Source organism: Pseudomonas sp. PSPC3-2 (assembly GCF_049897085.1).
Lineage (GTDB): Bacteria > Pseudomonadota > Gammaproteobacteria > Pseudomonadales > Pseudomonadaceae > Aquipseudomonas > Aquipseudomonas paraveronii.
Map to the genome: position 1 here is coordinate 464,735 of NZ_JAFCVO010000001.1, position 24,472 is coordinate 489,206.

At 61.0% G+C, this 24,472-nt stretch carries 23 protein-coding genes; 6 read left to right on the plus strand and 17 right to left on the minus strand.

Features of this window, described 5'->3' with window-relative positions; all coding sequences use genetic code 11:
• The first annotated feature begins 25 nt into the window (after nt 1-25).
• Nucleotides 26-673 carry a pyridoxamine 5'-phosphate oxidase gene (pdxH, locus tag ACP7CJ_RS02105; RefSeq protein WP_276196881.1) on the plus strand — a complete coding sequence of 216 codons (648 nt, stop codon included), beginning with the start codon at nt 26-28 and terminating at the stop codon, nt 671-673.
• 54 nt (nt 674-727) lie between these two features.
• Here the strand turns inward: pdxH and ACP7CJ_RS02110 are convergent, their stop codons facing one another.
• Nucleotides 728-970 carry a hypothetical protein gene (locus ACP7CJ_RS02110; protein WP_276196882.1) on the minus strand — a complete coding sequence of 81 codons (243 nt, stop codon included), beginning with the start codon at nt 968-970 and terminating at the stop codon, nt 728-730.
• 157 nt (nt 971-1,127) lie between these two features.
• On the opposite strand from ACP7CJ_RS02110, the gene ACP7CJ_RS02115 reads away from it, so the two are divergent.
• Nucleotides 1,128-1,592, plus strand: coding sequence for a glycine zipper 2TM domain-containing protein (locus ACP7CJ_RS02115; RefSeq protein WP_276196883.1), 465 nt, complete (start codon nt 1,128-1,130; stop codon nt 1,590-1,592).
• A gap of 75 nt (nt 1,593-1,667) precedes the next feature.
• Here ACP7CJ_RS02115 and nhaA read toward each other — a convergent pair whose 3' ends face one another.
• The gene (gene nhaA / locus ACP7CJ_RS02120; protein ID WP_276196884.1) at nt 1,668-2,843 is read right to left on the minus strand and encodes a Na+/H+ antiporter NhaA; all 1,176 of its coding nucleotides are present in this window, start codon (nt 2,841-2,843) and stop codon (nt 1,668-1,670) included.
• A gap of 215 nt (nt 2,844-3,058) precedes the next feature.
• On the opposite strand from nhaA, the gene ACP7CJ_RS02125 reads away from it, so the two are divergent.
• Entirely contained in the window at nt 3,059-4,153 is a 1,095-nt protein-coding gene (locus tag ACP7CJ_RS02125) for a PLP-dependent cysteine synthase family protein (RefSeq protein ID WP_276196885.1), read from the plus strand.
• Between the two features lie 58 nt (nt 4,154-4,211).
• On the opposite strand, the gene ACP7CJ_RS02130 is transcribed toward ACP7CJ_RS02125, so the two are convergent.
• The 3 genes from ACP7CJ_RS02130 to ACP7CJ_RS02140 form a co-directional block, all read right to left on the minus strand.
• The gene (locus ACP7CJ_RS02130) at nt 4,212-5,825 is read right to left on the minus strand and encodes an NAD(P)/FAD-dependent oxidoreductase (protein WP_276196886.1); all 1,614 of its coding nucleotides are present in this window, start codon (nt 5,823-5,825) and stop codon (nt 4,212-4,214) included.
• 106 nt (nt 5,826-5,931) lie between these two features.
• Complete coding sequence (locus ACP7CJ_RS02135) at nt 5,932-6,603, minus strand: COG3650 family protein (protein ID WP_276196887.1); 672 nt, start codon at nt 6,601-6,603, stop codon at nt 5,932-5,934.
• 96 nt (nt 6,604-6,699) lie between these two features.
• Nucleotides 6,700-7,299 carry a short chain dehydrogenase gene (locus tag ACP7CJ_RS02140; protein WP_276196888.1) on the minus strand — a complete coding sequence of 200 codons (600 nt, stop codon included), beginning with the start codon at nt 7,297-7,299 and terminating at the stop codon, nt 6,700-6,702.
• A gap of 105 nt (nt 7,300-7,404) precedes the next feature.
• Here ACP7CJ_RS02140 and ACP7CJ_RS02145 point away from each other — a divergent pair, with 105 nt between their 5' ends.
• Nucleotides 7,405-8,313, plus strand: a complete 909-nt coding sequence (locus ACP7CJ_RS02145; protein WP_276196889.1) for a LysR family transcriptional regulator — start codon at nt 7,405-7,407, stop codon at nt 8,311-8,313.
• On the opposite strand, the gene ACP7CJ_RS02150 is transcribed toward ACP7CJ_RS02145, so the two are convergent.
• The 9 genes from ACP7CJ_RS02150 to ACP7CJ_RS02190 form a co-directional block, all read right to left on the minus strand.
• Nucleotides 8,310-8,795 (minus strand): DoxX family protein, encoded by a 486-nt coding sequence (locus tag ACP7CJ_RS02150; RefSeq protein ID WP_276196890.1) that lies wholly within the window; start codon nt 8,793-8,795, stop codon nt 8,310-8,312. The genes ACP7CJ_RS02145 and ACP7CJ_RS02150 overlap by 4 nt on opposite strands.
• Nucleotides 8,792-9,568 (minus strand): DNA-binding domain-containing protein, encoded by a 777-nt coding sequence (locus tag ACP7CJ_RS02155; protein ID WP_426099558.1) that lies wholly within the window; start codon nt 9,566-9,568, stop codon nt 8,792-8,794. Before ACP7CJ_RS02155 ends, ACP7CJ_RS02150 begins: the two co-directional genes overlap by 4 nt.
• Nucleotides 9,565-10,443, minus strand: a complete 879-nt coding sequence (locus tag ACP7CJ_RS02160; RefSeq protein ID WP_276196892.1) for a DUF692 domain-containing protein — start codon at nt 10,441-10,443, stop codon at nt 9,565-9,567. The genes ACP7CJ_RS02155 and ACP7CJ_RS02160 overlap by 4 nt, the downstream gene beginning before the upstream one ends.
• A gap of 23 nt (nt 10,444-10,466) precedes the next feature.
• Nucleotides 10,467-10,772, minus strand: a complete 306-nt coding sequence (locus ACP7CJ_RS02165; RefSeq protein ID WP_276196893.1) for a BufA1 family periplasmic bufferin-type metallophore — start codon at nt 10,770-10,772, stop codon at nt 10,467-10,469.
• A 243-nt stretch (nt 10,773-11,015) separates the two neighbouring features.
• Nucleotides 11,016-11,717, minus strand: coding sequence for an ABC transporter ATP-binding protein (locus ACP7CJ_RS02170; RefSeq protein WP_017844798.1), 702 nt, complete (start codon nt 11,715-11,717; stop codon nt 11,016-11,018).
• 1 nt (nt 11,718) lies between these two features.
• A complete protein-coding gene (gene livG / locus ACP7CJ_RS02175; RefSeq protein WP_276196894.1) occupies nt 11,719-12,486 on the minus strand; it encodes a high-affinity branched-chain amino acid ABC transporter ATP-binding protein LivG in 768 nt (255 codons plus the stop codon).
• Nucleotides 12,483-13,736, minus strand: a complete 1,254-nt coding sequence (locus ACP7CJ_RS02180) for a high-affinity branched-chain amino acid ABC transporter permease LivM (RefSeq protein ID WP_276196895.1) — start codon at nt 13,734-13,736, stop codon at nt 12,483-12,485. Before ACP7CJ_RS02180 ends, livG begins: the two co-directional genes overlap by 4 nt.
• Complete coding sequence (livH, locus tag ACP7CJ_RS02185) at nt 13,733-14,656, minus strand: high-affinity branched-chain amino acid ABC transporter permease LivH (protein ID WP_003231100.1); 924 nt, start codon at nt 14,654-14,656, stop codon at nt 13,733-13,735. The genes ACP7CJ_RS02180 and livH overlap by 4 nt, the downstream gene beginning before the upstream one ends.
• A 228-nt stretch (nt 14,657-14,884) precedes the next feature.
• Nucleotides 14,885-16,012: a branched-chain amino acid ABC transporter substrate-binding protein gene (locus ACP7CJ_RS02190; protein ID WP_276196896.1), complete on the minus strand. Its 1,128-nt coding sequence runs from the start codon at nt 16,010-16,012 to the stop codon at nt 14,885-14,887.
• Nucleotides 16,013-16,353: 341 nt separating this feature from the next.
• On the opposite strand from ACP7CJ_RS02190, the gene ACP7CJ_RS02195 reads away from it, so the two are divergent.
• Nucleotides 16,354-16,656 (plus strand): DUF2288 domain-containing protein, encoded by a 303-nt coding sequence (locus tag ACP7CJ_RS02195; RefSeq protein WP_276196897.1) that lies wholly within the window; start codon nt 16,354-16,356, stop codon nt 16,654-16,656.
• A gap of 221 nt (nt 16,657-16,877) precedes the next feature.
• Here ACP7CJ_RS02195 and ACP7CJ_RS02200 read toward each other — a convergent pair whose 3' ends face one another.
• Together ACP7CJ_RS02200 and ACP7CJ_RS02205 are read right to left on the minus strand one after the other, a co-directional pair.
• Entirely contained in the window at nt 16,878-19,055 is a 2,178-nt protein-coding gene (locus ACP7CJ_RS02200) for a hypothetical protein (RefSeq protein WP_276196898.1), read from the minus strand.
• Between the two features lie 374 nt (nt 19,056-19,429).
• Nucleotides 19,430-19,798 (minus strand): YkgJ family cysteine cluster protein, encoded by a 369-nt coding sequence (locus ACP7CJ_RS02205; protein ID WP_276196899.1) that lies wholly within the window; start codon nt 19,796-19,798, stop codon nt 19,430-19,432.
• 254 nt (nt 19,799-20,052) lie between these two features.
• Here ACP7CJ_RS02205 and ACP7CJ_RS02210 point away from each other — a divergent pair, with 254 nt between their 5' ends.
• Entirely contained in the window at nt 20,053-21,399 is a 1,347-nt protein-coding gene (locus ACP7CJ_RS02210) for a spinster family MFS transporter (protein WP_276196900.1), read from the plus strand.
• Between the two features lie 168 nt (nt 21,400-21,567).
• Here ACP7CJ_RS02210 and rapA read toward each other — a convergent pair whose 3' ends face one another.
• Entirely contained in the window at nt 21,568-24,414 is a 2,847-nt protein-coding gene (gene rapA / locus ACP7CJ_RS02215; RefSeq protein ID WP_276196901.1) for an RNA polymerase-associated protein RapA, read from the minus strand.
• Between the last annotated feature and the right edge of the window lie 58 nt (nt 24,415-24,472).

Consider the following 24,472-nt stretch of genomic DNA (forward strand, 5'->3'; position numbering starts at 1 on the left):
TGTTGAACCAGAAGGATAAAGCCGCATGACCCAGGCATTGGCGGATATGCGCCGTGACTACACACGGGATGGTTTGAGCGAGGCCCAAGCCCCGAGCGAGCCGTTTGCCTTGTTCCATCAATGGTTTGGCGAGGCGGTGAAGACCGAGCAACCGCCGGTGGAGGCCAATGCCATGACCCTGGCCACGGTCGATGAGGACGGTCGCCCGCACTGTCGCATCCTCCTGCTCAAGGGCCTGGATGCACAGGGCTTTACCTTCTTCACCAACTATCAGAGCGCCAAGGGCGATCAGCTCGCGACGCAGCCTTTCGCGGCTATGACCTTTTTCTGGCCGACCCTGGAGCGCCAGGTGCGCATCGAGGGCCGGGTGGTCAAGGTCACGCTCGAAGAGTCGGACGCCTATTTCCAGGTGCGCCCCTTGGGTAGCCGCCTGGGCGCGTGGGCGTCTCCGCAGAGCAAGGTCATCCGTGACCGTGAAGAATTGCACGACTTGCTCAAGGTCACCGAACAGCGTTTTAGCGACACTCAGCCGCACTGTCCCGAGCACTGGGGCGGCTATCGCTTGTTGCCCGAGCGCATCGAGTTCTGGCAAGGCCGCGCTAGCCGCCTGCATGACCGCCTGAACTACCGCTTGCAAGGGGCCGACTGGACCCGTGAGCGTCTGGCACCCTGATCGTCGTCTTTCGTCACCCCACCTGACTGTTGTCCGTCACCCCGAAGCCTCTCGTCAAGAGGCCTCGGGCGTGTACTGCTGCGCCGCGTTTTTCAACCAGGCCGGCAACTCGCGGCGGTTGATCTTCAGGGTGCGGGCTTTTTCCAGTTGTTGCAGCATAAAGGCCCGCTTGTGCAGGTCGCTGCCCGCCAGGGAGAGCGCCAAGTCGCGGTCGATCCAGCGTCGGATGCGCAGGTACAACCAGCCATGGAAATACAAGCCGGCTACGGTAGTGACTACAATGATGAAATAATCCATGAACGTCCTGTTTACAAGATGAGTGCTACCGTTTGTCGGGTCTTCTGGTGCTGGCACTCTGTACTAGGGCTGAATGAAAGCAATTTTCTGCGGGGCTTGCCGTGACAGGCGTCAAGCCTCAGCGTCTAATGAACACCTGTCCTTTGGAGTTGATGCTATGCGTAAGTCCGTTTTACTAGTTGCCTGCTTTACTACCCTGTCGTTGTTGTTGGGTGGCTGCGCCTCGAGTCTGACCGGCGACTCGTACTCCCGTGACGAAGCGCGTCGTGTGCAGACCGTTCGCATGGGGACCATTGAATCCCTGCGTCCGGTGAAAATCGAAGGCACCAAGACCCCAATCGGCGGCGCAGCCGGCGCCGTCATTGGCGGCGTGGGCGGCAGCGCCATCGGTGGCGGCCGTGGCAGTATCGTGACCGCCGTCATCGGCGCCGTCGCCGGCGGCCTGGTGGGTTCGGCCGCCGAAGAAGGCCTGACCCGTACCCAGGGCGTGGAAATCACCGTCCGTGAAGACGACGGCAGCATGCGCGCCTACGTGCAGGCCGTGCAGGAAAATGAAATCTTCCGCATCGGTGATCGCGTGCGCATCATGACCGTTGATGGTACCAGCCGCGTGACTCGCTAAGCGTTAAGCCGCGAGCAAAGAAAAACCCCAGCCGGGTGACCGGCTGGGGTTTTTTGTGTGCGGTGTTTGTGTGAGTCAGGCTTTCTTGCGACTCGCCATCGCCGTCACCGCATAACCGATACACGCCGCGAGTATCGACCCGGTCAGAATCCCCATTCGATCCTCCCCGGCAAACTCACTGGCGCCCGGCACGAACGCCAGGGAACCGACAAACAGGCTCATGGTAAAGCCGATGCCGCACAGGATTGCGACGCCGAACACCTGGCCCCAGTTGGCGCCGCTGGGCAGCGCGGCGAGGCCGGTCTTGATGGCCAGCCAGGTGAGGCCAAATACGCCGATAGTCTTGCCGATCAACAGGCCGGCAGCGATACCCAGGGGCACGTGGTGGGTGAAGCTCTCGAGGCTGACCCCGGTCAGGGATACACCAGCGTTGGCAAACGCGAACAGCGGCAGGATGCAGTAGGCCACCCACGGATGGAGGGCATGTTCGAGCGTCAACAGCGGAGAGGTTTCGGCGTTTTTGGTGCGCAGCGGTATGCAGAACGCCAGGGTCACGCCGGCCAAGGTGGCATGCACGCCACTTTTCAGCACGCAGACCCACAGGATCAAGCCGATGATCAGGTAAGGCCCGAGCTTGATCACGCCCAGCCGGTTCATCGCAATCAAGGCAATCAAACAGGCGCCCGCGCCCGCCAGGGCTGCGCCGGACAGGTCGCTGGAATAGAACACGGCGATCACGATAATTGCGCCCAGGTCATCGATAATGGCCAGGGTCATCAGGAACAGTTTCAGCGACACTGGCACGCGCTTGCCCAGCAGCGCCAGGACGCCCAACGCGAAGGCGATATCGGTGGCCATGGGGATTGCCCAGCCGGAAAGCGCCGCAGGGTAATCCTTGTTGATTGCCCAGTAGATCAATGCCGGCACCACCATGCCGCCGATCGCCGCAGCGCCTGGCAGGACGACTTGCGAGGGCTTGGACAGGTGGCCGTCGAGCAACTCGCGCTTGACCTCAAGGCCGATCAGCAGGAAGAACAGCGCCATCAGGCCGTCATTGATCCACAACAACGCGGGTTTGGCGATCTTCAACGCGCCAATCTGCGCCACTACGGGCACGTCGAGAAACGCGCTGTAGAGGTGCGACAACGGTGAGTTGTTGACGATCAGCGCCAAGGCGGCTGCGGCGATCAACAACAGACCGCTGGCGGCTTCCAGCTGGAAAAAACGGGTGAACGTGCTACGCAGAGCCAAGGTATGCTCTCCAATCCGGATTCAATAGGTGCGTACCCTAACCCGTACCGTTAGTTGTTAAAACAAAAGTTATATTCTTATTTGTTATAAGAATAGGGCGCGGTCGTGGTTGCGCCAGAACCTAGCAATTGTGTGTCTAATTGAGTCGTTACTGTATCTGTGTGTGGCATAGGAAACATCCTAAGATTGCGACTGAAATCCTTAGAGATTCCCTCATGAGCGACCACCGTCCCTGGGCCCGCGAAGCCATTCGTATTATTGAAGCAGACTTCCAGCGTAGCGCCGACACCCACCTGATCCCTTTAGCGCTGCCGGGCTTGCCGGGTATCGAGTTGTACTTCAAGGATGAGTCCAGCCATCCCACTGGCAGCCTGAAACACCGGCTGGCGCGCTCGCTGTTCCTGTATGCGCTGTGCAATGGCTGGCTGAAGCCGGGGGCGCCGGTGATCGAAGCCTCCAGCGGTTCGACGGCGATCTCCGAAGCCTACTTCGCACGCCTGCTCGGCCTGCCGTTTATCGCGGTGATGCCAGCCACCACTTCCAAGGAAAAGATCGCCCAGATCGCCTTCTATGGTGGCAAGAGTCATCTGGTACAAGATCCGACGCAGATCTACGCCGAGTCCGAACGCCTGGCGCAGGAAAGCGGTGGTCACTTCATGGACCAGTTCACCTACGCCGAACGCGCCACCGACTGGCGGGCGAATAACAACATCGCCGAGTCGATCTTCCAGCAGATGCGCTTCGAGCGTCATCCCGAGCCGAGCTGGCTGATTTCCAGCCCCGGCACTGGCGGCACGACCGCGACCCTGGGGCGCTATGTGCGTTATCGCCAGCATTGCACCCGCGTGTTGTGTGCCGATGCCGAGCGCTCGGTGTTCTTTGACTACTACCTGAGCGGCGATGCCGGCTTGCGCCTGGAGTGCGGTTCGCGGATCGAAGGCATTGGCCGACCCCGGGTCGAAGCGTCGTTTTTGCCCAAGGTCATTGATGCGATGGTCAAGGTGCCGGATGCGCTGTCGCTGGCGGCCATGCATTACCTGGCCGAGCGGCTGGGGCGGCGGGTCGGCGGGTCCAGCGGGACCAACTTGATCGGTGCCTTGATGGCGGCGCAGCAGATGAAAGCCGCGGGGGAGTCGGGGTCGATCGTGGCGATCTTGTGTGATGGGGGCGAGCGGTATGCCACCACCTATTACGATCAGGCGTGGCTGGCGGGGCAGGGGTATGAACTGCCGGGGTTGATCGCTGCGGTGGCGGCCAGCGTCGAGCGCGGTGAGCCACTGCCCGATAACGTCCTGCGCGCGAATATCTGACACGCCATAAAAACCAATGTGGGAGCGTGCTTGCTCCCACATCCGCACGGCGGTTTTTTCAGGCCTCGATACCCAACATATCCCGCGCCAACGCCTCGGCAATCCGAATGCCGTCGACACCCGCCGACAGAATCCCACCGGCATAACCGGCGCCTTCACCGGCTGGGAACAGGCCTTTGACGTTCAAGCTCTGCATCGATTCGTTGCGGGTAATCCGCAGTGGCGATGAGGTGCGCGTCTCGATACCGGTCAAGACTGCATCGTGCAGCGAGTAGCCCTTGATCTGCTTCTCGAACGCCGGCAAGGCTTCACGGATCGCTTCGATGGCGAAGTCCGGCAGCGCCAGGGCCAGGTCGCCCATGGACACCCCAGGTTTGTAGGACGGCTCCACGCTGCCGATGGCCGTGGACGGTTTGCCGGCGATGAAATCGCCCACCAGTTGCGCCGGGGCCTCGTAATTGCTGCCACCGAGGATGTAGGCGTGGGATTCCAGGCGCTCCTGCAACTCGATGCCGGCGAGCGGGCCGCCCGGGTAATCGACCTCAGGCGTGATGCCGACCACGATGCCGGAGTTGGCGTTGCGTTCGTTGCGCGAGTACTGGCTCATGCCGTTGGTCACCACGCGATGCAACTCGGAAGTCGCAGCCACCACGGTGCCGCCGGGGCACATGCAGAAGCTGTAGACCGAGCGGCCATTCTTGGCGTGGTAGACCAGTTTGTAGTCGGCGGCGCCAAGTTTCGGGTGCCCGGCGTATTTGCCCAGGCGCGCGGCATCGATCAGCGACTGCGGGTGTTCGATACGGAAACCCACGGAAAACGGCTTGGCTTCCATGTACACGCCACGGCCGTGGAGCATGCGGAAGGTATCGCGGGCGCTGTGGCCGAGGGCGAGGATCACGTGCTTGGAGAGGATCTGCTCGCCGCCATCGATGACCACGCCGTTCAGTTGACCGTCTTCGATCAACACGTCGGTCACCCGTTGCTCGAAGCGCACTTCACCGCCCAGGGCGATGATTTGCTCGCGCATGTTTTCCACCACGCCGGTCAGACGGAACGTACCGATGTGCGGCTTGCTGACGTAGAGGATTTCTTCCGGTGCGCCGGCCTTGACGAACTCGTGCAGCACTTTGCGCCCGTGGAATTTCGGGTCTTTGATCTGGCTGTAGAGCTTGCCATCGGAAAAGGTCCCGGCGCCGCCCTCACCGAATTGCACGTTGGACTCCGGGTTGAGCACACTTTTGCGCCACAGGCCCCAGGTGTCCTTGGTGCGCGCGCGCACTTCCTTGCCGCGCTCGAGAATGATCGGCTTGAAGCCCATCTGCGCCAGCAGCAGCCCGGCGAAAATCCCGCACGGTCCAAAACCGACCACGACCGGACGTTCAGCCAGGTCCGCAGGCGCCTGACCCACCACCTTGTAGCTGACGTCCGGCGCCGGGTTGATGTTGCGGTCATCGGCAAACTTGAGCAGCAGGGCGGTTTCACCCTTTACGTTCAAGTCGACGGTGTAGATGAAGCACAGCTCCGACGATTTTTTGCGGGCGTCATAGCTGCGCTTGAACAGGGTGAAATCGAGCAGGTCATCACTGGCGATGCCCAGGCGCTGCACAATGGCGGGCCGCAGGTCTTCTTCGGGATGGTCGATGGGCAGCTTGAGTTCGGTGATTCGTAACATGACAGGGTCCGGTGTGCGGCGTTTGGTGGGGCCGGCGGTTTTGCAAACCGGTGATTATAAGCCCCAACGGCGGGTTTCCGTCATGTTAAAACAACGCAGACACGAATCAATCGTCCCGCGAACCACCGAAGGCCGCGCAGCCACGCTGGACTTGACCGTTGACCCGCAACTCGGCGGTCATGTGTTGCAGGCTGCCGCTGACGCTGTCGACGCACCGCTGCGGGGCTGCCCACAGTTCGATGTGCTGGTTATTGGCTTCGGTCATCAGGTTGAAACGCCCGTCACCCAGTTGTTCCTCGACATAGGGAACCGGCAGCGGTGGCTGGCCTTCGCGCTCCAGCACCATGCCCTTGGCGGTGACGTTCAGCGCCCAGGCCGGCTTGTGGCCGCTGGCGCGCAGGATCGTGCGCTTGAAGTCGGGATCATCGCAAGCCGAGACCGAGCGCTCGACGCGGTACAGCTGTTGCAGTTCCACTTCGCCCTGGGTGCCGGCGGCGACGCCGGAGAACTTGCCGCGCAGGTCGGCAAACAGTGCGCCTTGCTGGCCGGCCAGGGAGGCGGCTTCCTGCAGGATGCTGGTACCGCCGGTATCCTTGACCACGTAGTTGCGCTGGTCGTGGCACGGTTGGAACAACAGCTTGCCTGCGACTGCCGTGAGCTCGCCCTGCATGCGGGTCAACCCGACGGTGGACGGTTTGGCCGGCTCGCTTTCGAACAACTGGCAGGCGGTGAACAGCGGGAGCAAGGCAAACAGCATGAGGGTACGGGCGGCACGCATTATCGGGTCTCCTGACAAGTGCCGCCACGTTACGCAGGCTGGCGGTGCATCACAAGCCCACGCGCGAGCTTCAGGCATTTCTTACGGCCTTGAAGTTCAACCTACGCTAAAGGTTTGACCGGTCTGCAAGCCCTCGACGCTTTTCGCGTAGGCCAACGCCACATCAGCGCCCGGGGCCGGCTTGTACCCGCGAAAGTACGGTGCGTAGCTGCCCATGGCTTCCAACAGCACCGTCGGGCTCACGGAGTTGACGCGCAGGCCCCGTGGCAATTCGATTGCCGCGGCTTTCACAAAGGCATCCAGTGCGCCATTGACCAGTGCCGCCGAGGCACCGGTACGAATCGGGTCGCGGTTGAGAATGCCGCTGGTGAAGGTGAACGAGGCCCCATCGTTGGCGTACTCGCGGCCGATCAGCAGCAGGTTGACCTGGCCCATCAGTTTGTCACGCAGGCCCAGTTCAAAATCGGTTTCGCTCATCTCACCCAGCGCGACGAAATTCACATTGCCTGCCGCGCAGACGAGGGCATCGAACCGACCGGTCTGCTCGAACAGCCGGCGGATCGAGGCGCTGTCGCTGATATCCACCTGGAAGTCGCCGCTGCTGCGACCAATACTGATTACCTCGTGACGCTGCGCCAGTTCCGCCTTGACCGCCGAGCCCACGGTGCCGCTGGCACCAATCAATAGGATTTTCATCGTGCTGTTTCTCCAGTGGGGTAAGTGAGGGGTCAGTCTAGTGTGGCTTTTCAGATGGATAAACGTGCTAATAGGCAACCTTTGGTTTTCAAATGGAAACAATCCATGAGCGAGATGGATGACCTGGCGGCGTTTGCCGTATTGATCGAAGCCGGCAGTTTTACCGTAGCGGCTGAGCAGTTGGGTTGCAGCAAAGGGCAATTGTCCAAGCGCATCAGCCAGTTGGAGGCGGGGTACGCGGTGGTGTTGCTGCACCGCACCACGCGCAAGCTCAGCCTGACGGCTGCCGGCGCGGCGTTGTTGCCCCAGGCGCAGGCGTTGGTGGTGCAGGTCGAACGGGCGCGTCAGGCACTGGCCCGGCTCAAGGACGATTTGGCCGGGCCGGTGCGTATGACGGTTCCGGTGTCATTGGGCGAAACCTTCTTCGATGGCTTGTTGCTGGAGTTTTCCGAGCACTATCCGCAGGTACAGATCGAACTGGAGCTGAACAACAGCTACCGCGACTTGGCGCGGGATGGCTTTGACTTGGGGGTACGCTCGGGTGCCATCGAAAATCAGCGCCTGGTGGCCAAGCCGCTGCTGGCCTGGCACGAGATGACCTGTGCCAGCCCGGCCTACCTGGAGCAGCACGGCGAACCGCTGACCCCGGCTGATCTGGCGTCCCACACCTGCCTGCTCAACAGCCACTACAGCGGCCGCGAGGAGTGGCTGTACCACCAGCAGCACGAACTGCTGCGCGTGCGGGTGAGCGGGACCTTCGCCTCCAACCACTACAACCTGTTGAAAAAGGCCGCCCTGGTGGGCGCCGGTATTGCGCGCCTGCCTTCCTACGTTTTACCGGCGGAACTGGCTGACGGTCGATTGCGTTTGCTCCTGCGGGACTATCAGACGCGGAGCCTGCCGATGTACCTGGTGCATCCCTATCAGGGCGGCTTGCCGCGACGCACCCAGGTGTTGGCCGACTACCTGGTGGACTGGTTCAAGCGCAGCGGCGAAGCCCTCGACCGTCTCTAGCGATAACGGCGGGCAATCCAGTGGTCGATGGACAGGCCGCCCGGGCCCTTGGCTACCAACAGCAGCAGTATGGCCAGCCAGGTGCCGTGGGTGGGGTAGGCGTCGGGGTACACGAACAGTTGAATGGTCAGGGTCATGCCAATCAGCGCCAGGGCCGAGAAGCGCGTGGCGAAGCCCAGCAGGATCAGCACCGGGAAGAAGTGTTCGGCAAATGCCGCCATGTGCGCGGCCACTTCCGGTGACAGCCAGGGCAGCCGGTATTCGCTGCGAAACAGCGGCAGCGTCGAGGCGGCGAGTCGCGGTTCGCCCAGTTGGAAGGTGCCGCTGATCAAGTCGATGGCAAAACCTTCGACTTTGGTTTGCCCGGACTTCCAGAACACTGCCGCTATGGAAAAGCGTGCGAGAAAGGCGATCAAGCTGTAGGGGATTTGTTCGAAAAGCTGGATGGCCCGTTTAATCAGGCCCGGTGATTGAGCGTTCATGGCGATACCTTGTGTTCCAGATGCAGGTGAGTGATTGCGGCTTGGTTGATCAGTAGCGCCAGGCATTGGTGCAGGTCGAACTCGGCCGACGTCTCCAGTGCGTGTGTGAGCGCCTCCTCCAGCACCGCGCCCTGGTTCAGGCTGTCGATGAACACCACCGAGCCGCTGTCGATGGCGAACACCTTGACCTCCAGGCCCTGGCGCAACATCAGGGCGCCCTGGGCATGCCAGGGATTTAACGTGGCAATCGCGCCCTCGGTGTGGTGCGCCGCCCACACTGCGACGACGGCGTAGCGGGAGTTCAACGTAGCCAGGGATGGGTGCAATTGCAGGCGCAATGTGCCCAGCTCGGTGTGTGCTTGCAGTTGCTGCAGAACAGCCTGCGGTTCCAGCGCCGGGGCATCCGCCGCGTGATAGGCACGGACCCGCAAGCGTTCCAATCGCGCTACATCCGCCAGGTAAGGCACGCTCGCGGCCGGTTCAAAGCCTTGGATAAAGCTGGAAAATGTAGCGCCGTACGCGCTGATCACCGGGCTGCTGGGCGGGTTCGCCTGTACGTAGCCGCGGGCCATGGCGCGGAAAAACTCATCGCCTACCAGTTGCAACGTCACCGGGTAAGCGCTCGCCAGCGCATTGATCAACGAGCCGTGGACATTGTTGCGATACACGGCAAAGCGGCTGGCCGGGTCGGCGCCGTTACTGCTGAACAGGCCGTCGGGGCAGGCCTGGTCCGGCGCCAGCAGGGCGGCGGCAAAGTCTTCGAGGAGGCTCATGGGCGCACCTGCAACAAATGCCGTTCGGCCTGTTGCGCCTCGGCCAGCAGCACGCTGAAGGCCGGCACCTGGTTATCCCTTTCGATCAACGTCGCCACCGGGCCGGTACGCGCGAGTACCTGCTCGTACAACTGCCAGACGGCGTTATCGATGGGCGCACCGTGATCATCGATCAGCAGGCGCTCGCCCAGGCTGTCGGTGTCTTCGGCAAAGCCTGCCAGATGAATCTCAGCCACGGCGTGCAATGGCAGGGCGTCGATGTAGGCCAACGGGTCACGCTGATGATTGATGCACGACACGTAGACGTTATTGACGTCCAGCAGCAGGCCACAGCCGGTGCGGCGGATGGTTTCGCTGATGAAGTCCGTCTCGTCCAGGGTCGAGCGCTGGAACTGCAGGTAGGTCGATGGATTCTCCAGCAGCATTGGGCGTTTGAGGAAGCTCTGAACCTGATCAACGTGTTCGCACACCCGGTTCAGGCTGTCGACATCGTAGGCCAGCGGCAGCAAGTCGTTGAGAAACACCGGGCCGTGGGTCGACCAGGCCAGGTGTTCGGAAAAGGTGTGGGGTTGATAGCGCTCGATCAGCCTCGCCAGCCGTGCCAGGTGCGCACGGTCCAGCGGGCCTTCGCCGCCGATGGACAGGCCCACGCCGTGCAGCGACAGCGGGTACTGCGCGCGAATCAAACCCAGGTAGTGATGAAACGGGCCGCCGGCCACCATGTAGTTTTCGGCATGCACTTCAAAAAAACCGATATCGGGGCGGGTGTCGAGCACTTCGGCGAAGTGCTCGTGCTTCAGCCCCAGCCCGGCCCGCAGGGGGAGTCCGGGCGCCTGAGCCGCTGAGGGCGTTTGCAGGAACGAAAGCGTCATCATCAGTACTCAGGGTGGGGGCTGTTTCAGGACTTGGCGGTAAAGGCCGCTTCCTGGCCGAAACCGCTCGGCGAGGTGCTGCTTGGGGTTTGGGTGCAGGTGCCAGCCGGGACCAGTTTCCAGGCATTGGCCTGATCCTTGGTTTTGGACGTGCCGGCGCAGGAAGTGCCAGCGCCGGCGGCGCAATCGTTCTTGCCAGCTTCAGCGACGCCGAAGCATTTCTGCATGTCGTCGGCAGCGTGGGCGCTGGTGGTCAGGGCGGACAGGCTCAGCGCGGAACCCAGGGCCAGGACGAGGGAAGCGGCGGACAGCGAACGGGTTTTTACGGTCATGGTGTATCTCCAGCAGTGGGTTGAGTCGGCGGGCATGATTGCCTGCTTGTACCACTAGAGGCTGGACGTTGGAATTCGTTACAAGTCGTTTGAGAAAAATTCTTCAGGGATCACCCGAAACAAATGTGGGAGGGGGCTTGCCCCCGATGACGGTATATCAGTCACATGTTCTGTGCCTGACATGGCGCCATCGGGGGTAAGCCCCCTCCCACATTTGGATCCGGTTCGTCCAGCAACCGCGTGTTAACCGCCGAGGTACGCCTCACGCACCTTAGGATCGGTCAGCAACTGCTCACCCGTGCCCTGCATCACCACCCGGCCGTTTTCCAGCACATAGGCACGGTCAGCGATTTTCAGCGCCTGGTTGGCGTTTTGTTCCACCAGGAACACCGTCACACCGTCCTTGCGCAGTTGTTCGATGATGTCGAAGATCTGCTGGATGATGATCGGTGCCAGGCCCAGGGAGGGTTCGTCGAGCAGCAACAGCTTGGGCTTGCTCATCAGCGCCCGGCCGATGGCGAGCATTTGCTGCTCGCCGCCGGACATGGTGCCGCCGCGCTGGCTGAAGCGTTCCTTGAGCCTGGGGAACAGGTGCAGCACCTTGTCCATCTGCTCCTGGTAGTCGCCCTTGTCGGTGAAGAACCCGCCCATGGCCAGGTTCTCTTCGACGGTCAGGCGCGAAAACACCCGTCGGCCTTCCGGCACCACGGCGATGCTTTTGCGCATGATGTGCGACGACTGCTGGCCCACCAACTCTTCGCCCATGTAGCGGATGCTGCCGCTGTGGGCCTGCGGCGAACCGCAGAGGGTCATCAACAAGGTCGACTTGCCGGCACCGTTGGCGCCGATCAGCGTGACGATCTCACCCTGGCGCACTTCGACGTTGACGCTGTGCAGGGCCTGGATCTTGCCGTAGAAAGTGGAAACGTTTTCGAATTGCAGCATTTTACGCTTCCCCCAGATAGGCTTTGATCACTTCAGGATTGTCGCGGATCTGCTCCGGCGTACCGTCGGCCAGGGGCGTGCCCTGGTTGATCACCACGATGTGGTCGGAAATGCTCATGACCAGTTTCATGTCGTGTTCGATTAACAGCACCGTCGCGTTGTTTTCTTCACGCAACACGCCGATCAGCGCCTTGAGGTCTTCGGTTTCCTTGGGGTTCAAACCGGCGGCCGGTTCGTCGAGCATCAGGATCCGCGGGCGGGTCATCATGCAGCGGGCGATTTCCAGGCGACGTTGCTGCCCATAGGCCAGGGTGCCGGCGGGGCGGTTGGCGAACTCGGTGAGGTTGACCTTGTCCAGCCAATACTCCGCATATTCCATGGCCTCGCGCTCGCTCTTGCGGAACGCCGGGGTCTTGAACAAGCCTGCGAAGAAGTTGGTGTTCAAGTGACGGTGCTGAGCGATCAGCAGGTTTTCGACCGCCGTCATGTCCTTGAACAACCGCACGTTCTGGAAGGTCCGCACCACGCCCTTGCGGGCGATCTCGTGACCGGCCAGGCCCTGGATCGGCAGGCCGTCCAGCAGGATGCTGCCACCGCTCGGCTTGTAGAAACCGGTGAGGCAGTTGAACACGGTGGTCTTGCCGGCGCCGTTGGGGCCGATCAGCGCAACCACTTGTTTTTCTTTGACGGTCAGGGCCACGCCGTTGACCGCCAGCAGGCCGCCGAAGCGCATGCTCAAGTTTTCGACTTTCAGGATCTCGCGGCTCATTTGCGCAGCTCCATGTGTGGACGTTGCATGGGCAGCAGGCCTTGAGGACGCCAGATCATCATCAGCACCATCATGGCGCCGAACATCAACATGCGGTATTCGCTGAACTCACGCATCATTTCCGGCAGCAGGATCATCACGATTGCTGCGAGGATCACGCCCAACTGCGAGCCCATGCCACCCAGTACCACGATGGCGAGGATGATCGCCGACTCGATAAAGGTGAACGACTCCGGCGTCACCAGGCCTTGGCGAGCGGCGAAGAAGCTGCCGGCAAAACCGGCGAACGCAGCGCCCAGGGTGAACGCGGACAGCTTGATGATGGTCGGGTTCAGGCCCAGGGCCCGGCAGGCGATTTCATCTTCGCGCAGCGCTTCCCACGCACGGCCGATCGGCATGCGCAGCAGGCGGTTGATCACGAACAATGCGGCCAGGGCCAGCAACAGCGCCACCAGGTACAGGAACACCACTTTGCTCACCGGGTTGTAGGCAATCCCGAAGTACTCGTGGAAGGTCTGCATGCCTTCGGCCGCGTTTCGCTCGAACGACAGCCCGAAGAACGTCGGCTTGGGAATGCTGCTGATGCCGTTAGGGCCACCGGTGATGTCGGTCAGGTTACGCAGGAACAGTCGGATGATTTCCCCGAAGCCCAGGGTCACGATGGCCAGGTAGTCACCGCGCAGGCGCAGCACCGGGAAGCCCAGCAGGAAGCCGAACGTCGCCGCCATCAGGCCGGCGAGTGGTAGACAGACCCAGAAGCTCCAGCCCAGGTAGTGCGAGAGCAGCGCGTAGGTGTAGGCACCCACGGCATAGAAGCCCACATAACCCAGGTCGAGCAGGCCGGCCAGACCGACCACGATGTTCAGGCCCAGGCCCAGCAACACGTAGATCAGGATCAGGGTGGCGATGTCGACCGCACCGCGTGAGCCGAAGAACGGCCAGATCAGCGCGGCCACGATCAGGCCGATGATGATGTAGCGCTGGGTGCGCGGCAGGGTCAGGAATTGGCTGACCTTGGGCGATACCAGCGGGCCACGGTTGGAGCGCAATAACGCGCCGACCTGCTGGGTGAACAGCACGCGCAGGAACATCAGCACCGAGCACAGGGCAATGATGGTCAGGGTCACGGGACCGGTGCCATGCACTTCCAGATTGATGCCGACAATGCTCAGCTTGAGGCCAAGTACCGGAAAGGCCACGGCCCAAACCAGCAGGGCGCTGAAAAACGCCGATTTAAGATATCTGCTCATACTTTCTCAACCTCCGGACGGCCCAGGATGCCGGTCGGACGGAACAACAGCACCAGAACCAAAAGGCCAAACGCTACGACGTCCTTGTACTGGTCGCCGAAGATATCGGCACCAAACGCTTCGGCCACACCCAGCACCAGCCCGCCGAGCATGGCGCCCGGGATACTGCCGATGCCGCCCAATACCGCTGCGGTAAAGGCCTTGAGGCCGACCAGGAAACCGGCGTTGGGGTTGATCACGCCGTACTGCATGCTCAGCAACACGGCAGCGACGGCCGCCAGCGCGGCACCGATGACGAAGGTCAGGGCGATGATGTTGTTGGTGTTGATGCCCAGCAGGTTGGCCATCTTGATGTCTTCGGCGCAGGCCCGGCAGGCGCGCCCCAGACGGGAGCGGGAAATGAACAGGGTCAGGCCTAGCATGGCCACCAGGGTGACGACGAAGACCAGGATCTGCATGTACGAAATCAGCACTTCTTGTGCGCCGCCTGGGCCGAAGGAGAAGCTCCCCGGGATCAGGTTGGGAATGGACTTATCCTTGGAGTCCTGGGACAGCAATACGGTGTTCTGCAGGAAAATCGACATGCCGATGGCGGAAATCAGCGGGATCAAACGGTTGCTGCCACGCAAGGGACGATAGGCAACCCGTTCGATACTGTAGCCATAGGCACTGGTTACGACGATCGACGCAAGGAACGCGGCGGTCATCAACAGCGGCAGGGAGTGGATACCCATCATGGCCAGCCCGGCAAGGGCGATAAAGGCCACGTAGGAACCAATCATGTACACCTCGCCATGGGCGAAGTTGATCATTCCAATAATGCCGTAAACCATTGTGTAGCCAATGGCTATCAGGGCATAGGTGCTGCCAATGGTCAGGCCATTAACCAGCTGTTGGAAAAAATGATAGATCTCAGGCATTACAACGCTCCTAAAAACCCGATACGCATTTCACTGGTGGAGTCATGTTCCGGCCCTGCGCTGTGTTCTGTGAGCACATTTGCGCAAAGCGTTTGCCAGCGAACCGCTGGTGACGGTTTTAAGATTTTCAGGTGAGCCAGCGCCCGGATCGCGGGTGACAGGCCCATAAACCTCGTAAAACAAAGCCCACTGCTCTCGCAGTGGGCTTGTTGACCAGTAACGCCTGGCTTACTGAGGGGAAACTTCGGTTTTTGGTTTGCCGAAGTGCCATTCGTAGACCACGAACTTGAAGTCCTTCAGGTCGCCCTTGGCGTCGAAGCTCAGCTCGCCGGTAGGGGTCTTGAAGGTGCCCGCGTGGATGGCTGCGGCCACTTTGGCGGTGTCTTCGCTCTTCGCGGCAGTGATACCGCCGGCGATGACTTCAATGGCCGAGTAGGCCGGGAACACGAACGGACCGGTTGGGTCCTGCTTGTTCTTGGCGAACTCTTCAACGATGGCTTTGTTGGCCGGGTCGGTGTCGAAGGATTTCGGCAGGGTCACCAGCAGGCCTTCGGAAGCGCCCTGGGCGATTTGCGAGATGGAGTCGTTGCCGACGCCTTCTGGGCCCATGAACTTGGCGTTCAGGCCTTTTTCCTTGGACTGACGCAGGATCAGGCCCAGCTCTGGGTGGTAGCCGCCGTAGTAGACGAAGTCGACGTTGGCTTGCTTGAGCTTCTGGATGATCGAGGAGAAGTCTTTATCACCGGCGTTCAGGCCTTCGAAGACAGCGACTTTCACGCCTTTCTTCTCGAGGGTCTGTTTAACGGCGGTGGCGATGCCTTCACCGTATTGCTGCTTGTCGTGCAGCACGGCAACGATCTTCGGCTTCACGTGGTCGGCGATGTAGTTGCCGGCCGCTGGGCCTTGGGCGCTGTCCAGGCCGATGGTACGGAAGATCAGCTTGTAGCCACGGGCGGTGATTTCCGGGCTGGTGGCCGCCGGGGTAATCATGATCACGCCTTCGTCTTCATAAATGTCGGACGCTGGCTGAGTGGAGCTGGAGCACAGGTGACCGACCACGAACTTGACGCCGTCGTTGACCACTTTGTTGGCGACCGCAACGGCTTGCTTGGGATCGCAGGCGTCGTCGTATTCCTTGGCTTCGAGCATTTTGCCATCGACGCCGCCTTTGGCGTTGATGTCGGCGATCGCCTGCTTGGCACCCATGAACTGCATGTCGCCATATTGCGTGACAGGACCGGTTTTAGGGCCGGCGATGCCGATCTTGATGGTGTCGGCTGCGAACGAATGGCTGGCAACCCCGGCCAGGACCATAGCGGCAAACAGTTTGGAAATCTGCTTAGTAGCCTTATTCATAGTGCTCCACTCTTACTGTTGTATTTTTTATAGTTCTAGCGGCCTTGTGAGCTGCAGAACCGGATCAGATATCTCGAATATCCCCCCGGCAGTACCCTGGCAACTGTACCGGTACAGTGTAGAGCGCCGGTTGATCGCTTGAAAAGCTGGCTGCTGGGGGCAATACCCGGGTGTGTCGCTTAAATGAAAGAAAAAGACAGAATTGCGGCGGGGGGCTGCCGCAGTGGCGGGCAATCCGTGGCTTTCCTGACGCTTTCAATCGCTCACTCATTTGCAACTGGGTTTTTCTACGAGAGACACGACGTTATGATTGCGCCGATTTTTTCCCAAGGTGAATTCCCATGACGCAAGAACCTAGCACCCTCTATGCCAAGCTGCTCGGTGAAACCGCCGAAATCTCCTGGAAGGAGCTCGAACCGTTCTTTGCCAAGGGTGCCCTATTGTGGGTCGACGCCGGCCTGGATTTGATCGAAGCGGCCGAGGGCATGGCCGAGGACCAGCGCGATAAAGTCTCTGCCTGGCTGGCCTCGGGCAGCCTTGGCGAAGTGTCTGCGACGCGGGCATTGGACCTGCTGGAGCGCGATCCGAGCTTGTGGGCGGTGGTGGTTTCGCCGTGGATTCTGATCCAGGAAAGGGCAGGGTAAGAAACGTCTGCGCGAAAATGGTGCGCTGTTTGCGCCGCTGTAAGTGTGTAGCGGAGTAACCGCAGATGCCGTGATGGCATCTTGCCGTGGAGAAAGGTCACAGGTGAGGGTGACGTGCGCGTCACGGGAACAGTTTTGCTGACCGCGAAATGCTCGGGAAATTGTTTCTGGGTGTGAGCCGATCGCCGTGGCGAGGGAGCAAGCTCCCTCGCCACATAAGCCTAGGCTGTCTTGCCGGTATGGTTATTCAACGAAATAATCTTGGTCTTGCCGATCCGATGACGGTAAATCTCGCGCAGGTACTTGATCGCCTTTTTCACGCAATCCCGTGACAGGCGAATGTCATTGATCGAGACAAACTTCTCTTTGTCATTGATCAGCTCGCGGTACTTCTTCTCATACATCGGCTTGATCGCGTACCAGTTGGTATCGAGGATCTTCGCCGGGTTTTCAAACTCGTTGAGCAGTTCGTCGATACGGTCTTCGTCGAAGTCCTCGTGGATGATGAAGTCCAGGATCGAGTTGTCCAGCGTGTCATCGAAACGATACGGGTTGCGCGCAAAGCAGCGTTTGATAAACGCCACGATCAGCGTCAGGAAATCGTCCGACAGGCACGGGCTCTTGGCGATCAGGGTGGTCAGCGACAGGTTAGCCGACGCACCGATCACCAGGGCGTAGCGCTTGAGCGTGGTGTTGGGGAACAGGCTGTTGAGGTGGGTCTTGAGGCGGTTCAGGTCCATGTAGGACAGTTTGTAGTCCTTGGGCAGCGACACGATCGACACCACCGACGAGCAGTTTTTGAAGAAGTGCAGGTCGTGCAGCGCAGCCGCGTCGTAGCCGGAGTTCTTGTACTGCTCCAGGGAGGCCTTGTAGCGCTTGGACTCGATCGGCAGCAGGCTGATGCCTTCGATGGCCTGGGTGACCTTGTTGAAGTGCGGCAGGTCGATGGAGCGGAAGAACAGGTCGTCGATGTTCAGGCGCTGGGGTTCTTTGTCGAACACCTTGAACTTGTCATTCGACGGCGCCGGGGTTTCCGGGACCACCGATTCGGCGTAGGCAATCGCCACCGGGCCGGCCAGGCTCATGAACAGGTCGTTGGCATCCAGGCGGATGGTTTCGCCGATATCGATCCCGGCGCGACGGAAGTAGTTCTGGTCGTAGTCGGTGGTTACCGCCTGGGCGGTAAGAATGTTGAAGATCTGTTGCGAGATGTACTGGTTGGCGTGCTTTTCCATGGCATTGACATCAATGTTCTGGATGTTGCCGTCATCGCTCTCTTCGGCGTAACGCATGATGTCGTTGGAGATCAGCATCATCGCGTTCCATGGGCGGATACGGCCTTTGACGCTGGCTTCGCTGCTGTCTTCATTGGCGAAGTTGTATGAGAAATCCCATTCTTCCGACAGGTACTTGCACAGCAGCCGCCCGGCGTTGATGTGCAGCGCCTCGGACATTTCGCTGCGGTGATCGGAGATGTTCGGCAGCACGCAGATGCCACTGGTAAAGATCGGTTCGAAGACGAAGGCGTGGCCGCTTTTGCTGTCGTGCTCGTCGGCCGGCTTGGTGTCGAACGTCTTGTTCATGTACGAGTGCTGCTGGGCCAGGCCGAACTCCGAAGCCATGCCCGAGCCGGTGCCGCCGCCCGCGCTGAAGATCGAGAAGTACAGGCGCGACTGGTTGGCCTTGATGCCGCAGGAGTCGATCAGGTACGAATGGATCATCTTCCAGTCAGGGCTGGAAAAACGCTGGGTGTCTTTATTGAGGATGATCTTGGCCAGGTACTGGCCAAGGATCGGCGCGTTACCGGCGCCGCCGGCATGGACTTCCGACAGGTCCATGATTTTCATCTTGCTGTAGTCGCGCAGGAAGCCGCTTTTTTCACCCTTGCGCGAGAAGCGGATGCGCCCGGCGATGTCCTTGTCCAGGTCGCCCAGCATCACCAAGGGTTCCACCAGGAACACCGGTTTGCTGGCTTTGCCGCTGCCCAGGCGCAGGTTGTTGCGAATCCACTGGGCCGGGCTGTAGCCCTTGTCTGTCGACTTGTCTTCGGTACTGAACTCGTTCAAGTAGAACTTGCGTGCGTTGTAGACCAACTCGGCCACGTCCAGCGCAATGTTCGAACCGCAGCGGCCCAGCCCGATCAGGCACACCGAGGGAAATTCCTGCTCGCTGCGCGGCTCGCTGTCGCCTTCCTGGTGGGGCAGGCGCGGGAACACCATGTCGCGCAGGCCGTCGAGGTTGTCGAGGATGCGGTCGGTATTGGTCTCGGTGAAGTATAGGTATTGCTGGGTTGCCGCCGGACGGGGGCTGCTCAATGACTTTGAAGCTGAAGGTTTTTCCGCAGGAGCTGTCGGCAACACATCGGAGACCACGGTGGCAGGGTTATTTTTAGAAGTCATTGTGCGCCATGTACCTGGGCGGATGGCTGTGAAATATTAAAAAGCCATCACTGAGTGGGAGTTCGCGACTTTACAGTGCGTCCGGTCCGGGACGATAGGTTTAACCCTAACGTTTCAAGGGGAAATTTCGGCCCGACTCTGATGAATCGGCCGTTTATCGGCGTTCTTTAGATAAATGATGGCGAAATGCCAAAGATTAGACGTCAGTGACTCGCCTGATGATGCCGGTGGGGCCGCAGTGGCCACGGCCACGCGAAGGGCTTTCGACGATAGCGCCTCCTTGGATCACGCTCATGCTCTCGCCGGCAGGCACTGCAAGGCTCAACAGGTCACCCTGGACGAAATCACCCCCCAGTTTGAGCGCCAGCTTGATGCTAAGCGCTGATGGGCAGGTCCAGCTCGAAGGGCGGTGGCTCCAGCGGCGCCAGGCCGAAGGCTGCGCGCGCGGCATCGCAATCGGTGCTTTGCACGCCTTGGCTCCAGGAGGCGTCGAACTCTCGGCACACACTGGAGCGCTGCTCATAGATGGAGCAACGAGTGCCTTTGCCCACTTCGCCCTCAAGGCTGCAGCAGCGCGCGGGTTTCTGGTCGGTGCCGATCATTGCCACGCGGGTGTGGTTGATCTGCACCACCAGGTCATCGGGCACCGTGCCCCCCGACGAGGCGCACTCACCCCAGAAGAAAGACACACGGAAGTGTGAACAGCAGGCACCGCAATTCAGACACGGACTGGCTTCGGACATGGGCGTCATCGATAAGGAAAGTAAGAGGGGGTTGCTACAGGAAGGCTCGCCATTCTAATCGCGTCGTGGCCGTTGGGAAGAGGGGCGCGCACTTATATCTTTCGTAGGAAAGGCCTCGTGGTTTCGGGTGAAATCATGCCCTATCAGCTTTACGAATCATTACAGACAACCGCTGCCGGCCTGACTATGTTGCAGGGACCTGAGCAGGATGCATCGGGCATCGCAGCGCTCATAACAATAAAAGAGACGGACCCATGCAGAACTCGACCCAAGCGACGAATGCCTGGCGCATTCTGTTCCTGCTGTTCCTCGCCAACCTGTTCAACTTCTTCGACCGCACCATTCCGGCGATCATCATCGAGCCGATCCGCATGGAGTGGCACCTGAGCGACTTCCAGCTCGGCATCATCGGCACCGCCTTCACCATCGTCTACGCCATTGCCGGCCTGCCGCTCGGGCGCCTGGCCGACACCGGTTCGCGCAGCAAACTCATGGGGTGGGGCCTGTTCGCCTGGAGCGGGCTGACGGCGATCAACGGCATGGTCGGCAGCTTCTGGACCTTTCTGCTAGTGCGCATGGGCATCGGCATCGGCGAAGCCAGCTACGCGCCAGCGGCCAACTCGCTGATTGGCGATCTGTTCCCGGCCCACCGTCGTGCGCGGGCCATGGGCATTTTCATGCTGGGCCTGCCGTTGGGCCTGTTGCTGGCGTTCTTTACCATTGGCGCGATGGTCAAGGCGTTCGACAGCTGGCGCGCGCCGTTCTTCATTGCGGCCGTGCCGGGACTGATCCTTGCGGTCTTCATGTTCTTTATCAAGGAACCCAAGCGCGGCGCGGCAGAAACCGTGCAAGTCTCCCAGGAACCCGTCGACCGCCCGATCCGCCGCGTGCTGGCGGTGCCGACCTTCCTCTGGTTGGTGCTGGCCGGGCTGTGCTTCAACTTCGCGACCTACGCCTGTAACTCGTTCCTAGTGCCGATGCTGCAGCGCTATTTCCTGATGCCGTTGCAGGAAGCGGCTGTGGCCACCGGGGTAATCGTCGGGTTGACCGGCCTGGTCGGTCTGACGTTGGGTGGCTGGGTTGCCGACAAGATCCATCAACGGGTTGCCAATGGCCGGCTGCTGTTTGCCGCGTGCAGCCTGATCATTTCCACCGTCACCACCGCCTGGGCCTTACATGCCGGGCGTATCGAGATTGGGGTGTTTGTCGCGTTGTTCAGCGTGGGTTGGTTGTTTGCCTACAACTTCTACACCTGCGTATACACGGCGATCCAGGACGTGGTCGAACCGCGCCTGCGGGCCACGGCGATGGCGCTGTTCTTTGCCGGCTTGTACTTGCTGGGCGGCGGCATGGGGCCGGTGGTGGTGGGGGGATTGTCCGATCACTTTGCCCATTCGGCGATGCATGCCGCCGGGGCGGAGCAGATGACCGAGGCTTATAAAGCGGTGGGGTTGCATGACGCCATGTACCTGATTCCGGTGGCACTGTTCTTGACCATGCTGTTTCTGTTCCAAGCCTCGCGCACCTTCGTGCGCGATGCCACGCGGATGAAGGAGGGGTTGGTGGCTGTGGAGGTGCCGGCGGCGGCTGCGACGGCTTGAAACCGTGTTGACTGCATCGGGAGCAAGCCCCCTCCCACACATTGAAATGCATTCCAATGGTGGGAGGGGGCTTGCTCCCGATGAGGCTCTCGAAGGCAAAGGTATTTTCAAGTGAATAAAAAAGGCCCGCAGTGCGCGGGCCTTCTTTTTAGCAGAGCAGCGCAGCAATCAACCAGCGACCAACACCCGAATCGCTTCCAGTCGCAGCGCGGCCTTGTCGAGCATGGCCAGGCCTTGCTCGCGTTGTTGGCGCAGGGCAACCAGTTCGCTGTCGCGCACGGTTGGGTTGACGGCTTGCAACGCGGTCAGGCGCGCCAGTTCTTCGTCGGTGTCCGCTGCCAGGCGACGCTTGGCCTCGGCCACACGCTCGGCATGGCGCGGCGTGATCTTCTCTTCACCGGCGTTGATGCGCGGCGTCAGTTGGTCGCGCTGGGCCTGGACGAACTTGTTGGCGCTGGCCCGTGGCACGCTTTCCAACTGGTCGTTCAAGGTTTCGAACGACACACGGCCGGACAAGTCATTGCCATTGGCGTCCAGCAGGCAGCGCAGGGCGGCCGGCGGCAAGTAGCGGCCCAGTTGCAGCGAACGCGGGGCGACCACTTCGCTGACGTAGAGCAGCTCGAGCAGCACGGTGCCGGCCTTGAGCGCCTTGTTCTTGATCAGCGCCACGGCGGTGTTGCCCATGGAACCGGACAGCACCAGGTCCATGCCGCCCTGTACCATCGGGTGTTCCCAGGTGATGAACTGCATGTCTTCGCGCGACAGCGCCTGGTTGCGGTCGTAGGTGATGGTCACACCTTCGTCGTCGCCCAGGGGGAAGCTGGCATCGAGCATTTTTTCGCTGGGCTTGAGGATCAGCGCATTTTCCGAATGGTCTTCGCTGTCGATGCCGAACGCATCGAACAGGGTTTCCATGTAGATCGGCAGGGCAAACTGGTCGTCTTGTTCCAGGATGTCTTCCACCAGCGCATCGCCTTCACCCGCGCCGCCTGAGTTGAGCTCCAGCAAGCGGTCGCGGCCGGTGTGCAGTTCCTGTTCCAGGCGTTCGCGCTCGGCACGGGCGTCGTCGATCAGGGCTTGCCACTCGTCGTCGTCGGCGTTTTCCAGCAGCGGCAGCAGGCGCGGGCCGAACTGATGCTGCAAGGCGTTGCCGGTCGGGCAGGTGTTGAGGAACGCGTTCAGCGCTTCGTGGTACCACTGGAACAGGCGCTCTTGCGGGCTGGTTTCCAGGTACGGCACGTGCAGTTCGATCACATGTTTCTGGCCGATCCGGTCCAGACGGCCGATCCGCTGTTCGAGCAGGTCGGGGTGGGACGGCAGGTCGAACAGCACCAGGTGGTGGGAGAACTGGAAGTTACGGCCTTCACTGCCGATTTCCGAACAGATCAGCACCTGGGCGCCAAATTCTTCATCGGCGAAGTAAGCGGCGGCGCGGTCACGTTCGAGGATGTTCATGCCTTCGTGGAACACCGTGGCCGGGATGCCGGAGCGCACGCGCAGGGCGTCTTCCAGGTCCATCGCGGTTTCGGCGTGGGCGCAGATCACCAGGACCTTGGTGCGCTTGAGCATTTTCAGCTGGTCGATCAGCCATTCGACCCGTGGGTCGAAGCGCCACCAGCGATTGTCTTCCTCGATATCCGGCTGCGACTGGAAGCTGACTTCCGGGTACAGCTCGGCGTGTTCGCCCAGCGGCAATTCAAGGTATTCGTCCGGGTTCGGCAGCGGGTAGGCGTGCAGCTTGCGCTCCGGGAAGCCTTGCACTGCGGCGCGGGTGTTGCGGAACAGCACACGGCCAGTGCCGTGGCGGTCGAGCAGCTCACGCACCAGGCGTGCGCTGGCTTCGGTGTCGCCATCATTGACGGCGGTGAGCAGCGCTTCACCTTCGTTGCCGAGGAAACCCTGGATGGTCGTGTGCGCGGCCGGGGAGAGGCGGCCCTTGTCCAGCAGTTCCTGCACCGCTTCGGCCACCGGGCGATAGTTTTCGCTTTCGGCGCGGAAGGCTTGCAGGTCGTGGAAGCGGTTCGGGTCCAGCAGGCGCAGGCGCGCAAAGTGGCTGTCCTGGCCCAGTTGTTCCGGGGTGGCGGTGAGCAGCAGCACGCCAGGGATGACTTCGGCAAGCTGTTCGACCAGCGAGTACTCGGCGCTGGCTTTCTCTTCATGCCACACCAGATGGTGCGCTTCGTCGACCACCAACAGGTCCCAGCCGGCGGCGAACAGCGCATCCTGGGCCTTCTCGTCGTCCACCAGCCACTCCAGGGCCACCAGGGCCAACTGGGTGTCTTCGAACGGGTTGGCGGCATCGCTTTCGATAAAACGTTCTTCGTCGAACAGCGCTACTTGCAGGTTGAAGCGGCGGCGCATTTCTACCAGCCACTGGTGCTGCAGGTTTTCCGGGACCAGGATCAGCACGCGGTTGGCGCGGCCGGACAGCAACTGGCGATGGATCACCAGGCCGGCTTCGATGGTCTTGCCCAGGCCCACTTCGTCGGCCAGCAATACCCGTGGCGCGATACGGTCGGCGACTTCGCGGGCGATGTGCAATTGGTGAGCAATGGGTTGTGCACGCACGCCGCCCAGGCCCCACAGCGAAGACTGCAATTGGCGGCTGGTGTGTTCCAGGGTGTGGTAGCGCAGCGAGAACCAGGCCAGCGGGTCGATCTGCCCGGCGAACAGGCGGTCACTGGCCAGGCGGAACTGGATGAAGTTCGACAGTTGGGTTTCCGGCAGGGTGACCTGCTCGTTCTGCCCATTGAGGCCGTGGTAGACCAGCAGGCCGTCGACATCGTCGACTTCTTGCACGGTCATTTTCCAGCCTTCGAAATGGGTGATGCTGTCGCCCGGCGAGAACCTCACGCGGGTGAGGGGCGCATTCCGTAGCGCATACTGGCGCGTGTCGCCAGTGGCCGGATAGAGCACGGTCAACAAGCGGCCGTCCTGTGCCAGAACGGTGCCTAACCCCAGCTCTGCTTCGCTGTCACTAATCCAGCGTTGCCCCGGTTGATACTGCTGCGCCATGCTGCCTGACTCCCGCCGTGAAAAAGCCGACTATCTTAACGGAACAAGGCCCTCATCC

Excerpts from the sequence above, each read along its gene's own strand:
- pdxH (WP_276196881.1), top strand. The coding sequence starts at position 26 with ATGACCCAGGCATTGGCGGATATGCGCCGTGACTACACACGGGATGGT.
- ACP7CJ_RS02110 (WP_276196882.1), bottom strand. The coding sequence starts at position 970 with ATGGATTATTTCATCATTGTAGTCACTACCGTAGCCGGCTTGTATTTC.
- ACP7CJ_RS02115 (WP_276196883.1), top strand. The coding sequence starts at position 1,128 with ATGCGTAAGTCCGTTTTACTAGTTGCCTGCTTTACTACCCTGTCGTTG.
- ACP7CJ_RS02125 (WP_276196885.1), top strand. The coding sequence starts at position 3,059 with ATGAGCGACCACCGTCCCTGGGCCCGCGAAGCCATTCGTATTATTGAA.
- ACP7CJ_RS02130 (WP_276196886.1), bottom strand. The coding sequence starts at position 5,825 with ATGTTACGAATCACCGAACTCAAGCTGCCCATCGACCATCCCGAAGAA.
- ACP7CJ_RS02135 (WP_276196887.1), bottom strand. The coding sequence starts at position 6,603 with ATGCGTGCCGCCCGTACCCTCATGCTGTTTGCCTTGCTCCCGCTGTTC.
- ACP7CJ_RS02140 (WP_276196888.1), bottom strand. The coding sequence starts at position 7,299 with ATGAAAATCCTATTGATTGGTGCCAGCGGCACCGTGGGCTCGGCGGTC.
- ACP7CJ_RS02145 (WP_276196889.1), top strand. The coding sequence starts at position 7,405 with ATGAGCGAGATGGATGACCTGGCGGCGTTTGCCGTATTGATCGAAGCC.
- ACP7CJ_RS02150 (WP_276196890.1), bottom strand. The coding sequence starts at position 8,795 with ATGAACGCTCAATCACCGGGCCTGATTAAACGGGCCATCCAGCTTTTC.
- ACP7CJ_RS02155 (WP_426099558.1), bottom strand. The coding sequence starts at position 9,568 with ATGAGCCTCCTCGAAGACTTTGCCGCCGCCCTGCTGGCGCCGGACCAG.
- ACP7CJ_RS02160 (WP_276196892.1), bottom strand. The coding sequence starts at position 10,443 with ATGATGACGCTTTCGTTCCTGCAAACGCCCTCAGCGGCTCAGGCGCCC.
- ACP7CJ_RS02165 (WP_276196893.1), bottom strand. The coding sequence starts at position 10,772 with ATGACCGTAAAAACCCGTTCGCTGTCCGCCGCTTCCCTCGTCCTGGCC.
- ACP7CJ_RS02170 (WP_017844798.1), bottom strand. The coding sequence starts at position 11,717 with ATGCTGCAATTCGAAAACGTTTCCACTTTCTACGGCAAGATCCAGGCC.
- livG (WP_276196894.1), bottom strand. The coding sequence starts at position 12,486 with ATGAGCCGCGAGATCCTGAAAGTCGAAAACTTGAGCATGCGCTTCGGC.
- ACP7CJ_RS02180 (WP_276196895.1), bottom strand. The coding sequence starts at position 13,736 with ATGAGCAGATATCTTAAATCGGCGTTTTTCAGCGCCCTGCTGGTTTGG.
- livH (WP_003231100.1), bottom strand. The coding sequence starts at position 14,656 with ATGCCTGAGATCTATCATTTTTTCCAACAGCTGGTTAATGGCCTGACC.
- ACP7CJ_RS02190 (WP_276196896.1), bottom strand. The coding sequence starts at position 16,012 with ATGAATAAGGCTACTAAGCAGATTTCCAAACTGTTTGCCGCTATGGTC.
- ACP7CJ_RS02195 (WP_276196897.1), top strand. The coding sequence starts at position 16,354 with ATGACGCAAGAACCTAGCACCCTCTATGCCAAGCTGCTCGGTGAAACC.
- ACP7CJ_RS02200 (WP_276196898.1), bottom strand. The coding sequence starts at position 19,055 with ATGACTTCTAAAAATAACCCTGCCACCGTGGTCTCCGATGTGTTGCCG.
- ACP7CJ_RS02205 (WP_276196899.1), bottom strand. The coding sequence starts at position 19,798 with ATGTCCGAAGCCAGTCCGTGTCTGAATTGCGGTGCCTGCTGTTCACAC.
- ACP7CJ_RS02210 (WP_276196900.1), top strand. The coding sequence starts at position 20,053 with ATGCAGAACTCGACCCAAGCGACGAATGCCTGGCGCATTCTGTTCCTG.
- rapA (WP_276196901.1), bottom strand. The coding sequence starts at position 24,414 with ATGGCGCAGCAGTATCAACCGGGGCAACGCTGGATTAGTGACAGCGAA.